Source organism: Streptococcus mitis (genome assembly GCF_009496205.1).
GTDB lineage: Bacteria > Bacillota > Bacilli > Lactobacillales > Streptococcaceae > Streptococcus > Streptococcus mitis_BN.
Map to the genome: position 1 here is coordinate 1 of NZ_WIJO01000059.1, position 12,193 is coordinate 12,193.

Genomic DNA, 12,193 nt, shown 5'->3' on the forward strand with positions numbered 1-12,193 from the left:
GATTTCGAAACTTTGAAAACTTCAAAAAAAGGATTTTTATCGCTCTAAACATCAAAAAAGAAAGGACGAAATTTGTCCTTTCTCGAGCTTAGCTTTTCTTCAACCCACTACAGTTGACAAAGAGCCTCTTTTCTTTTAGTGAGTCCATAGGCTGCTAGTGTAGCCATGAGTCCTGCGACTACTAGTCCTGCAGAATCGTGACTTCCTGTTTCAGGGAGTTGTTGTTCTTCTGCTTTTGCTCTAGTTGGTTGGTTTGGAATTTCTAGTTTAGGTTTTTCTTCAGCAATAGTGGCTTGTCCGTTTTCATCACCCTTGTGAGTTACAGGAGCACCGACTTCAACCACTTGATTTACAACTTCTTTGGTTATCTGGCTATCAAGGATTGTTTCGGTTGTTTTTCCATTTTCAGTAAGGATAGAGATGTAATGAGTTCGTTCACCTTTGACTCCTGCTGTGACAATGTTTTCCTGACCAGCTGGGAGGTTAGGATTTTCTTTCTTAATAACTTCAAATGGGATTTCTTCAGTTCTTGTGATGAGTTCTGGTCTGGTTTCAACATTGGCAGCCACTTCATTTTCATTCAGGCTTCCTGAGTGAGTTGTAGCTGGTTTGAGACCTAAGCGAGCGGCTTTTAGTTTGGTTACAAGTGTGTCAAGCTCAGCTTGTTTATTACGGTTTAGATTGTAATTTAAAGCTGTTTTAGCTGCGTCAAGGACCTCAAGACTTTCTTTACTATATCCTTCTAAGTTTTCAGGAATTTGTGCGATTTCTTTGCGGAGAGCATTATAATTAGCACGGAAGTAGTCTTTGTTGTGGTCTGCAAAGGCAGTCATAAGTTCAAAGATTTCTTCCTCCTTGTACTCAGCGCTTGGTCTATCTGCCCAGATAGCAAGCATACTTCCGACTGTTGGAAGATCTACTTCAGGATATTTGGTAGAAGCTAGTTGATTGAATGGTGTTTTTCCAGTATTCTCAATAGCTTTTTTGAGGAAACCACCACCATCTTCTGGTTTTTGACCGAGAATGTAGTACCAGTCACCGTTGGTATTCAAGAACTTATAACCTTTGCTTGCTAGGTATTGAGGTGATGCGAGGTTGTAGCCCCACCAGCCTTTAGACCAGTAAGAAATCAAGACATCTTTGTCAAACTGAACATCGTCCTTGTCCTCGTAGTAGAAGCCATCGTTGAAGGCCATTGGTTGAAGCCCTCTTTCTTTGGCCATAGCTGCGAGGGTGTTGGCATATTCGGCAAACTTGCCATAGAGTTGATACCATTTGAGGTAGTACCAGCCTTGGGCACTAGTCGCATCGTTAGCGTATTCGTCAGTACCAAAGTTGAAAATCTTTGTTTTACCTGCAAAGAAGTCCATGTATTTACCGATGAGGGCTTTTACAAAGTTCATCGCTTCTTCGTTTCTCAAGTCCATAGTTGTTTTGGAGACTTTGTCAAAGTGGGCTTGAGGATTTTTAATACCCAATTTTTCCATGGCAACCAGCATAGCATCCATGTGACCTGGGCTGTTGATAGCTGGGATGAGACCGATACCCTTAGATTTAGCGTATTCAATTAGTTCTGTCACTTCTGCCTGTGTAAGCGCAGTCCCATTTGGATCGTCGTAGTAAGCTTTTGTTCCTTGGATGATGGCATTTTTGACATCATCACTTGAATAGGTTTTTCCGTTAGCAGTGATGGTCATATCATCGAGTAAGAATCGAAGTCCGTCATTTCCTAGAAGGAGATGGACGTCAGAATATCCGAGCTCACTGGCCTTATCTACGATGCGTTTGAGTTGGTCAAGAGTAAAGTATTTGCGTCCAGCATCGATTGAAATCACCTTGTTTTTAGCAAGTTTTTCAACCTCACGTTTAGCATCTTCTTCTTTTTGAGCTTCTGGTGTGAAGGTCAAATTGCTGACTGCTTCTTGAAGTTTTGCAATTGCTTGGTCAATCGTGTCTTGTTGAGCACGGCTGAGGTTGCTATCAAGTGAACGGATGGCTTTTGCCGCTTCGTTAACTGCTGCGACACTTTCTGTAGTATAACGGTTAAGGTCTTTTGGTACCTCGTTAAGTGCTTGTTCTGCAGAATCATAATCAGCTGCGAAGTATTCAGCATTAGAATTTGCGAATTGACGCATGAGTTTGAAGAGGCGTGACGGTGAATAACGTGCAGATGGGGTGTCAGCCCAAGCAGCTACCATACCACCGATGAATGGAATAGTTGCTCCGTCGGATTTTGGTACTGAAGTGATTGGAGTGTTCTTGATACCGTTTAATCCTTGATCAAGGTTGTACCAACCTTGGCCATCTGCATTTCGCCCAAGAACATAGTACCAAGCATCGTTAGTATTTAGGATTTGGTGACCTTTTTCTACTAGAAGTTTAGAAGAAGCGACGTCGTAACCTCCCCAACCACCAGTCCACATTGAAACGATGATATCTTTGTCAAAAGTTCCGAAGCTAGTATCACTATTGTAGTAAATACCATCATTGAAGGCCATTGGTTTGAGACCGTGTGATTTTACAATACGAGCTAGGTCATTGGCGTAGGCAATAAATTTTTCATATCCTTTTACAGGATAGCCTTCGTTTGGATAGTATTTATCAGCTTGAAGAACGCTCCAACCTTTAGCGTTTGTTGCATCATTGGCATATTCATCAAGTCCGATGTTGAAGATTTCAGTCTTTTTCGCGAAATAAGCAGCATACTTGTCGATAAGGGCTTTTGTAAAAGCGACCGCTTGTTCGTTGTCAAGATCTACGGTACGAGCTGATTCCTTCCCAAAATAGCTAAAGTTAGGGTTTTGTATTCCCAATTCTTTCATGGCATTGAGGATCGCATCCATGTGACCAGGACTATTTACTGTCGGAATGAGACCGATGCCTTTATCTTTGGCATAGTTAATCAGATCTGTCATTTGACTTTCTGTTAAGTGATTGCCGTTGGGATCGTTGTAATAATCATTCGTACCTTTTTCAATGGCACGTTTGACATCGTCACTGGCATAGGTCTTGCCGTTAGCTGTGATGCTCATATCGTCCAACATGAAGCGGAGTCCATCATTTCCAACTAATAGGTGTAAATCAGTGTAGCCATAATGTTTCGCTTTGTCAATGATTTCCTTGAGTTGTTCTGGTGAGAAATATTTACGTCCAGCATCAATAGAAACAATTTTCTTTTTTGCTAGTTTTTCATTAGTTTGAGTGGCACGTTCAGTAGTCGGAGAGAGTACAGCAGGAGTAGCAGGCTCGTTTTTCTTCTCAGTATTGGCACTCTCTGTGCTTTTTTCCACTTGAGTTGTGTTTTCTGATTCCGTAGTAGGGGCTGGGCTGGCATGTTCTGTTACTACCGGTACTACCGCATTGTCTGTTTTTGGAATAACTGTGTTAACAGTATCTTTTTCAGTTTTAACTTCCTCTTTTATAGTTTTATCAGCTTGTTTTACAAGTTTTTCTTCTTTATCTTGAATTGGTGCTTCTGATGCTTGTGGGCTATCCGGCACAGCTTGCAAAGTTTCAGTAGCTTTTGGTACTGGTGTGAGTCCATCTGCAGATACGACTTGCGCACTGAAGGTAAATCCTATCAGTACAGAAGCTGCTCCGACTGCATACTTGCGGATTGAGAAACGCTGTTTCTTGTCTAGTTTCATGATAAAACCTCCTTGATACAACTATTTTGATAACGTTTACATAAAACCAATTTAATTTTATTATCTATATAGTAAAAAGTCAAGTAGGTTTATATAAGAACTATAATAAATGGAGGAAATCATAAGATTTTGGAAATGACAACTTATATAAGAAGGTAAAATTAAGGAAAAATCAGTGATTTTTAACTTGTTTTTAGTAAAAGTTCTACAAATTAAATAAAGATATTTAATAGCGTTTTCATAGTCGCTTTTTTGTGCTATAATATATATAGAAAAAGCCTGAGCAAGGCTCAAGCTTTTTCTTAGTGACCACGGTTACATGAAATGAATTTGATTTTGTAGTAATCTGCTCGTTTATATGTTTCGCTGTAAGCGAGAACTTGACCAGTAGACTCTAGTTTAGTAGTCTTGGTTTGTAAAACGGTTGGGAATTGTTCATCGACTCCGAGGACCGAAGCCACATGTTCTGGAGTTGGAAATGCTATTTCATTGATTTCTTCAAAATGTTCATCATTCATGTGAATGTGGTAATCCAATTTGAAACGGTTATAGATAGAGCTATAATATTCAAGATTTGGATAATTTGCGTTGACGTATTGTTCTGGGATGTAAGATGTATGGTAGATGTACACAACACCACCTGTTTCGCGTACGCGTTCAATCTTGTAGTAGAACTGATCTCCGCGTAGTCCAAGTTTTTCTAAGTAGCTTAGTTTGTTTCCACGCTCAATAGAAAGGACGGTAACTTTATCATCTTTAGTTTCAAAAACTTCTACATCTGAAAATTCTACGAGTTTGTGTTTGCGTGCACGTGAAACGAATGTACCCTTTCCTTGTTGGCGGACAATATAGCCATCTTTGGCAAGGTCGTTTAAGGCGCGTACAACTGTGATAGAACTTACATCATACATTGCAATCAATTCAGCTTCAGTGTAGAATTTATCTCCACTGGCAAATTGACCAGAAATGATTTTGTTCTTTAACTCATCTTTAATATATTGATACTTTGGAATTGCCATATTTTCACCTCGATTTTCCTTCTCCGTTAAAAATTTTACCATAAAACTGGAAAGAATAGTAGCCTTTTGAATAAAAAAATTAGAATAATAGGCTATAAGGTTAATTTACATAAAAAATAGGAGGTTTTATACATTTTTATACATGCTACCTGTTTGAAGCTATATGTCTGTAAATTTTATATCTTTATAAGTTTTTTGTGTAAAATTTAGTGAAAAATGAAAAAAATTGTGAAAACCTATTGACAAATGTAAGATATTGAGTTATATTTACTATATCAACAAATGAAAGCGTAAACTTTAGTTGTCAGAAGGTAAGAATATGACACGATTTGAGATACGGGATGATTTTTATCTCGATGGAAAATCATTTAAGATTTTATCTGGCGCCATTCATTATTTTAGGATTCCAGCAGAGGATTGGTATCATTCTCTCTATAACTTAAAGGCGCTTGGCTTTAATACAGTCGAGACCTATGTGGCTTGGAATTTACACGAACCTGTTGAAGGGGAGTTTGATTTTGAAGGTGCCAGAAATTTGGAGAGATTTCTTCAAATTGCACAAGATCTAGGTCTCTATGCCATTGTACGCCCGTCTCCATTTATCTGTGCGGAATGGGAATTTGGTGGCTTGCCGGCTTGGCTCTTGACAAAGGACATGCGAATTCGCTCGTCCGACCCGGCCTACATCGAGGCTGTTGCTCGCTATTATGACCAATTATTGCCAAGGCTTGTGCCTCGCTTGTTGGATAATGGTGGAAACATTCTTATGATGCAAGTCGAAAATGAATATGGCTCTTATGGAGAAGATAAGTCTTATCTACGAGCAATTCGGAAATTGATGGAAGACCGAGGGATTGATTGCCCACTCTTTACTTCAGATGGCCCATGGAGGGCTACTCTGAAAGCCGGAACCTTGATCGAAGACGATCTCTTTGTGACAGGAAACTTCGGTTCTAAAGCTCCGTACAACTTTTCACAGATGCAGGAATTCTTTGATGAGCATGGCAAGAAATGGCCCCTCATGTGTATGGAATTCTGGGATGGTTGGTTCAACCGTTGGAAAGAACCCATCATCACTCGTGATCCTAAAGAATTGGCAGAAGCTGTTCGAGAGGTATTGGAGCAAGGCTCTATCAACCTTTACATGTTCCATGGTGGTACAAACTTTGGTTTCATGAATGGTTGCTCGGCTCGAGGAACTCTGGATTTGCCGCAAGTCACATCTTACGACTATGATGCCCTTCTCGATGAAGAAGGAAATCCAACTGCTAAATACTTAGCAGTCAAGAAGATGATGGCAACCCACTTCCCAGAGTATCCACAGTTGGAACCACTCTATAAGGAAAGCATGGAGATAGGGTCCATTCCATTGGTCGAAAAAGTTTCCTTGTTTGAAACCCTGGATAATCTCTCTAGTCCTACTGAAAGCCTCTATCCAAAAGCGATGGAAGAACTTGGTCAAAGTTATGGCTACCTTCTCTACCGCACGGAGGCAAGTTGGGATGCAGAAGAGGAACGTCTCCGTATCATCGATGGACGTGACCGAGCTCAACTCTTTGTAGATGGTCAATGGATTGCTACTCAATACCAGACAGAGATTGGCGAAGACATCTACTGTCAAGGCAACCGAGAAGGCTTTTCAGAGATTGACATCTTGATTGAAAATATGGGGCGTGTCAACTATGGACATAAGTTCTTAGCAGATACGCAACGTAAGGGAATTCGGACAGGGGTTTGTAAGGATTTGCACTTCCTACTAAACTGGAAACACTATCCACTCCCACTAGATAATCCTGAGAAAATTGATTTTTCAAAAGGATGGACAGAAGGACAACCAGCCTTTTACGCTTATGACTTTACAGTCCAAGAGCCAAAAGATACTTACCTAGACTTGTCTGAGTTTGGTAAGGGAGTTGCCTTTGTCAATGGGCAGAACCTAGGACGTTTTTGGAACGTCGGCCCGACCCTCTCGCTTTATATCCCTCATAGCTATCTCAAGGAAGGTGATAACCGCATCATCATCTTTGAAACAGAGGGCCAATATAAAGAAGAGATTTATTTAACTCGTAAACCTACACTAAAACACATAAAGGGGGAAAACTTATGACAATTGTAGGATGCCGTATCGATGGACGTTTGATCCACGGACAAGTAGCCAATCTTTGGGCTGGAAAACTAAATGTTTCACGTATTATGGTTGTAGATGACGAAGTTGTCAACAATGACGTTGAAAAGAGTGGTTTGAAACTTGCGACACCACCAGGTGTGAAATTGAGTATTTTGCCAATTGAAAAAGCGGCAGCCAATATTCTTGCTGGAAAATACGATAGCCAACGTCTCTTTATCGTGGCTCGTAAACCAGACCGCTTCCTTGGTTTGGTCGAAGCAGGTGTACCACTTGAAACCCTTAATGTTGGGAATATGTCTCAAACACCAGAAACTCGTTCTATTACACGTTCTATCAATGTAGTGGACAAGGATGTGGAAGACTTCCACAAATTGGCAGAAAAAGGTGTTAAACTTACTGCTCAAATGGTTCCAAATGATCCAGTTTCAGACTTTTTGAGCTTATTAAAATAGGAAAAAATTTTTAGGAGGTCATTGTTATGATACAATGGTGGCAAATTTTACTTCTCACTTTGTACTCAGCTTATCAAATCTGTGATGAGTTGACGATCGTTTCATCTGCAGGTTCCCCTGTATTTGCTGGTTTCATTACTGGTTTAATCATGGGAGATGTGACTACTGGTCTGTTTATCGGTGGTAGCTTGCAATTGTTCGTTCTTGGGGTTGGTACCTTCGGTGGTGCTTCTCGTATCGACGCAACTTCTGGTGCGGTTCTTGCAACAGCATTCTCAATCTCTCAAGGTATTGATACAGACCTTGCGATTACAACAATCGCTGTGCCAGTAGCAGCTCTCTTGACTTACTTCGACGTTCTTGGACGTATGACAACTACTTTCTTTGCACACCGTATTGATGCTGCAATCGAACGCTATGACTACAAAGGAATCGAACGCAACTACTTGCTTGGTGCGATTCCATGGGCTCTATCTCGTGCCCTTCCAGTCTTCTTCGCGCTTGCCTTTGGTGGTGCCTTTGTACAACACGTAGTAGACCTAGTTAAAGAATACCAATGGCTTGCAGATGGTTTGACACTCGCAGGACGTATGCTTCCAGGTCTTGGATTTGCAATCTTGCTTCGTTACCTTCCAGTTAAACGTAACCTTCACTACCTTGCAATGGGATTTGGTTTGACAGCTATGTTGACTGTTCTTTACTCATATGTAACAGGTCTTGGTGGCGCTGTTGCAGGTATTATCGGTACTCTACCTAAAGATGTTGCTGAAAAAATTGGTTTCGTGAACAACTTCAAAGGATTGTCTATGATTGGTATCTCTATCGTAGGTATCTTCCTAGCAGTGCTTCACTTCAAAAATAGCCAAAAAGTAGCTGTGGCAGCACCTTCTACACCATCAGAAAGTGGGGAAATCGAAGATGACGAATTCTAATTACAAACTTACAAAAGAAGATTTTAATCAAATCAACAAACGTAGCTTGTTTACTTTCCAATTAGGTTGGAACTACGAACGTATGCAAGCTTCTGGTTACCTTTACATGATCTTGCCTCAATTGCGTAAAATGTATGGGGATGGAACTCCTGAATTGAAAGAAATGATGAAAGTTCATACTCAATTCTTCAATACTTCACCATTCTTCCACACTATTATCGCTGGTTTTGACCTTGCCATGGAAGAAAAAGATGGTGTAGGTTCAAAAGATGCCGTTAACGGTATCAAGACAGGTTTGATGGGACCATTCGCTCCTCTTGGAGATACTATCTTTGGTTCACTTGTACCTGCTATCATGGGATCTATCGCAGCAACTATGGCTATCGCTGGCCAACCATGGGGAATCTTCCTTTGGATCGCAGTTGCAGTTGCTTATGACATCTTCCGTTGGAAACAGTTGGAATTTGCTTACAAAGAAGGGGTTAACCTTATCAACAACATGCAAAGTACTTTGACAGCTTTGATTGACGCTGCATCTGTACTTGGTGTCTTCATGATGGGTGCTCTTGTAGCAACAATGATTAACTTTGAAATTTCTTACAAATTGCCAATCGGTGAAAAAATGATTGACTTCCAAGATATCTTGAACTCAATCTTCCCACGCTTGCTTCCAGCAATCTTTACTGCCTTTATCTTCTGGTTGCTTGGTAAGAAAGGTATGACTTCTACTAAAGCTATCGGTATCATTATCGCTCTTGCAGTAGGTCTTTCATTCATCGGTAAATTCTTGCTTGGAATGGGCGCATAATTTATGGCTAAATCATTAATTTTGGTGAGCCATGGTCGTTTTTGTGAAGAACTTAAAGGTAGCACTGAAATGATCATGGGTCCACAAGACAACATTCATGCAGTGGCTCTTCTTCCAGAAGATGGACCAGAAGACTTTACTGCAAAATTTGAAGCTGCTATTGAAGGATTGGATGATTTCCTAGTCTTTGCGGATCTTCTTGGTGGTACACCATGTAACGTGGTGAGTCGCTTGATCATGGAAGGTCGTGATATTGACCTTTACGCAGGGATGAATCTTCCAATGGTGATTGAATTTATCAATGCGAGCCTTACAGGCGCAGATGCGGACTACAAGAGCCGTGCTGCAGAAAGCATTGTGAAAGTCAATGACCTGTTAGCGGGCTTCGATGATGACGAAGACGAATAAGATGTGACAACGTGAAAATCGTTAGAGCATTTTATATAGAATATACATGGGAATGGGGCTTACTCCCATTCCCATATTTGATAGAAAAAGAGGAACTCAATGCTACATTATAAAAAAGAAGACTTGCTCGAATTAGGTGCAGAAATCACTACACGTGAAATCTACCAACAACCAGATGTATGGACAGAAGCTTTTGAATCTTATCAAGAAAAACGTGAAGAAATTGCAGCTTTCCTACAAGGAATTGCTGATAAACATAACTATATCAAGGTTATCTTGACAGGTGCGGGGACTTCTGCTTATGTAGGAGATACCTTGGTACCTTACTTTAAGGAAGTCTATGACGAACGCAAATGGAATTTCAATGCTATTGCGACAACAGATATCGTTGCCAATCCAGAAACTTATTTGAAAAAAGATGTGGCAACTGTCCTTGTATCCTTTGCTCGTAGTGGGAACTCGCCTGAAAGTGTGGCGACTGTTGATTTGGCCAAGGCCTTGGTAGATGAGCTTTACCAAGTGACGATTACTTGTGCAGCAGATGGGAAATTGGCTCTTCAAGCTCATGGAGATGACCGCAATCTCTTGCTCTTGCAACCAGCTGCCTCTAATGATGCTGGATTTGCCATGACTTCTAGCTTTACGTCTATGATGTTGACAGCTCTCTTGGTCTTTGATCCTACAGAATTTGCTGTTAAGTCTGAACGTTTTGAAGTTGTATCTAGTCTTGCACGTAAAGTTTTAGACAGTGTAGAAGATGTCAAAGAGCTTGTTGACCTCGACTTTAACCGTGTTATCTATCTAGGCGCTGGTCCTTTCTTTGGACTTGCTCATGAAGCTCAGCTCAAGATTTTGGAATTAACAGCTGGTCAGGTGGCGACTATGTATGAAAGTCCAGTCGGCTTCCGTCACGGTCCAAAATCTCTTATCAATGAAGATACAGTTGTTTTGATCTTTGGCACAACGTCAGACTACACTCGCAAGTACGACTTGGACTTGGTTCGTGAAGTTGCTGGTGATCACATTGCTCGTCGTGTTGTGCTCTTGAGTGATCAAGCCTTTGGTCTTGAAAATGTCAAGGAAGTAGCCCTTGGCTGTGGCGGTGTCTTGAATGATATTTACCGTGTCTTCCCTTACATCGTTTATGCCCAACTCTTTGCCCTCTTGACTTCACTTAAGGTAGAAAATAAACCAGATACACCGTCTCCTACAGGTACAGTAAACCGTGTGGTACAGGGTGTTATCATCCACGAATATCAAAAGTAATACTCTTCGAAAATCTCTTTAAACCATGCTAGTGTCGCCTTGCCGTAGATATATGATACTGACTCTGTCAGTTCTATCCACAACCTCAAAACAGTGTTTTGAGCTGACTTCGTCAGTTCTATCCACAACCTCAAAGCGGTACTTTGAGCAACCTGCGGCTAGCTTCCTAGTTTGCTCTTTGGTTTTCATTGAGTATAAGACAGTATTTATGAATTCTTGACAAGAGGATTTGTAAATTATCAGATAAACCATAGATTGTCAAGGCGCTTTCTATGGTTTGTTTGCTTGAGAGAAATAGTAAAAGGAGAACAGAATGAAAGCATACACAGAGCGTGTATTTGGAAATGTTGATGGCAAGGATGTCTTGGCCTATCTCTTTGAGACGGACGGTGGCTACCAGCTTGAGGTTATGACTTATGGTGCGACCATCCTGCGCTATGTCACACCTGACAAGGCTGGAAATTTTGCTAATGTTATTTTGGGATTTGATGATTTTGATAGCTATGTAGGCAATAGTCCCAAGCATGGAGCTAGCGTAGGTCCTGTGGCGGGCCGTATTGCAGGTGCGACCTTTGAATTAAATGGCAAGACCTATGAACTTGAAGTCAACAATGCTAGCAACTGCAACCACAGTGGTTCAAATGGTTGGGATTCTAGCTTGTTTGAACTAGTTGAAGTGAGCGACCATGGCTTGACCCTCTACACAGAGCGTACAGATGGGACAGGGGGATTTCCTGGGAATCTCAAGATTTGGATCAGTTACCACTTAGAAGAAACTGGTGCCTATGAAATCAGCTACAAGGTAACGACCGATCAGGATACGCTGGTCAATCCAACTAATCACAGCTACTTCAACTTGTCTGGTGATTTCACGCAGACGATTGACCGTCATGTCTTCCAACTAAACACAGAGGGCATTTATCCAATCGCTCCCGACGGTGTTCCTGTCAAAACTCCAGATGCTACTCGTGATGTGGTTAAACACATCTACAATGGAGCTTTGTTGAAGGATATCTTTGCAGAAGAAGATGAGCAAATCCAACTTGTGTCTGGTTTAGATCATCCATTTGCTCTTCCTGCAGGTCATGACAATGCTGGTTTCCTTTATGACCAAAACTCAGGTCGCTTCTTGCTTTTCAAGACAGAGGCTCCTTGTTTTGTAGTCTACACAGCAAACTTTGTGGATGAGAGTGTCATCATAGGAGGTCAGCCCATGGTACAGCACAATGGGATTGCCCTTGAAGCGCAGGCTTTACCAGATGCCATTCACAGCGACCTCAAAGACCAAGTCATTCTCAAAGCAGGTCAAACCTTTACAAGCAAGACACGTTATGAGCTTGTTGTGAAATAAAAAAGCTGGGCAAAAAGTCTTTAAAATTAGAAACACACATATTATCAGATGCTGAATGAACTGCACCCCAAAAGTTAGACAGAAAAAATCTAACTTTTGGGGTGTTTTTATTATGAAATTAACTTATGATGATAAAGTTCAGATCTATGAACTTAGAAAACAAGGATATAGCTTAGAGAAGC

General features: G+C 41.0%; 9 protein-coding genes and 1 pseudogene. 8 read left to right on the forward strand and 2 right to left on the reverse strand.

The window, feature by feature from the left end; translation table 11 throughout:
* Positions 1-107 precede the first annotated feature (107 nt).
* Positions 108-3,647, reverse strand: a complete 3,540-nt coding sequence (gene strH, locus GEZ85_RS08670) for an LPXTG-anchored beta-N-acetylhexosaminidase StrH (RefSeq protein WP_153210059.1) — start codon at positions 3,645-3,647, stop codon at positions 108-110.
* A gap of 302 nt (positions 3,648-3,949) precedes the next feature.
* Positions 3,950-4,708 carry a GntR family transcriptional regulator gene (locus GEZ85_RS08675; protein WP_194251546.1) on the reverse strand — a complete coding sequence of 253 codons (759 nt, stop codon included), beginning with the start codon at positions 4,706-4,708 and terminating at the stop codon, positions 3,950-3,952.
* A 277-nt stretch (positions 4,709-4,985) separates the two neighbouring features.
* Here GEZ85_RS08675 and GEZ85_RS08680 point away from each other — a divergent pair, with 277 nt between their 5' ends.
* The 8 genes and pseudogenes from GEZ85_RS08680 to GEZ85_RS08715 form a co-directional block, all read left to right on the forward strand.
* Positions 4,986-6,773, forward strand: a complete 1,788-nt coding sequence (locus GEZ85_RS08680; RefSeq protein ID WP_153210057.1) for a glycoside hydrolase family 35 protein — start codon at positions 4,986-4,988, stop codon at positions 6,771-6,773.
* Positions 6,770-7,246, forward strand: coding sequence for a PTS sugar transporter subunit IIB (locus GEZ85_RS08685; protein WP_000156974.1), 477 nt, complete (start codon positions 6,770-6,772; stop codon positions 7,244-7,246). Before GEZ85_RS08680 ends, GEZ85_RS08685 begins: the two co-directional genes overlap by 4 nt.
* Before the next feature lie 26 nt (positions 7,247-7,272).
* Complete coding sequence (locus tag GEZ85_RS08690; protein WP_049509962.1) at positions 7,273-8,178, forward strand: PTS mannose/fructose/sorbose/N-acetylgalactosamine transporter subunit IIC; 906 nt, start codon at positions 7,273-7,275, stop codon at positions 8,176-8,178.
* Positions 8,165-8,986 carry a PTS system mannose/fructose/sorbose family transporter subunit IID gene (locus GEZ85_RS08695; protein ID WP_049509964.1) on the forward strand — a complete coding sequence of 274 codons (822 nt, stop codon included), beginning with the start codon at positions 8,165-8,167 and terminating at the stop codon, positions 8,984-8,986. Before GEZ85_RS08690 ends, GEZ85_RS08695 begins: the two co-directional genes overlap by 14 nt.
* Positions 8,987-8,989: 3 nt before the next feature.
* Positions 8,990-9,394 (forward strand): PTS sugar transporter subunit IIA, encoded by a 405-nt coding sequence (locus GEZ85_RS08700; RefSeq protein ID WP_001129931.1) that lies wholly within the window; start codon positions 8,990-8,992, stop codon positions 9,392-9,394.
* A 99-nt stretch (positions 9,395-9,493) separates the two neighbouring features.
* Complete coding sequence (locus tag GEZ85_RS08705; RefSeq protein ID WP_153210056.1) at positions 9,494-10,660, forward strand: SIS domain-containing protein; 1,167 nt, start codon at positions 9,494-9,496, stop codon at positions 10,658-10,660.
* A gap of 313 nt (positions 10,661-10,973) precedes the next feature.
* Positions 10,974-12,011, forward strand: coding sequence for an aldose epimerase family protein (locus GEZ85_RS08710; RefSeq protein WP_153210055.1), 1,038 nt, complete (start codon positions 10,974-10,976; stop codon positions 12,009-12,011).
* A gap of 112 nt (positions 12,012-12,123) precedes the next feature.
* A pseudogene (locus tag GEZ85_RS08715) lies at positions 12,124-12,193 on the forward strand (transposase); the annotation flags it as partial.

Bases quoted from the DNA above. Each gene is read 5' to 3' on its own strand.
- strH (WP_153210059.1), bottom strand. From the start codon at position 3,647: ATGAAACTAGACAAGAAACAGCGTTTCTCAATCCGCAAGTATGCAGTC.
- GEZ85_RS08675 (WP_194251546.1), bottom strand. From the start codon at position 4,708: ATGGTAAAATTTTTAACGGAGAAGGAAAATCGAGGTGAAAATATGGCA.
- GEZ85_RS08680 (WP_153210057.1), top strand. From the start codon at position 4,986: ATGACACGATTTGAGATACGGGATGATTTTTATCTCGATGGAAAATCA.
- GEZ85_RS08685 (WP_000156974.1), top strand. From the start codon at position 6,770: ATGACAATTGTAGGATGCCGTATCGATGGACGTTTGATCCACGGACAA.
- GEZ85_RS08690 (WP_049509962.1), top strand. From the start codon at position 7,273: ATGATACAATGGTGGCAAATTTTACTTCTCACTTTGTACTCAGCTTAT.
- GEZ85_RS08695 (WP_049509964.1), top strand. From the start codon at position 8,165: ATGACGAATTCTAATTACAAACTTACAAAAGAAGATTTTAATCAAATC.
- GEZ85_RS08700 (WP_001129931.1), top strand. From the start codon at position 8,990: ATGGCTAAATCATTAATTTTGGTGAGCCATGGTCGTTTTTGTGAAGAA.
- GEZ85_RS08705 (WP_153210056.1), top strand. From the start codon at position 9,494: ATGCTACATTATAAAAAAGAAGACTTGCTCGAATTAGGTGCAGAAATC.
- GEZ85_RS08710 (WP_153210055.1), top strand. From the start codon at position 10,974: ATGAAAGCATACACAGAGCGTGTATTTGGAAATGTTGATGGCAAGGAT.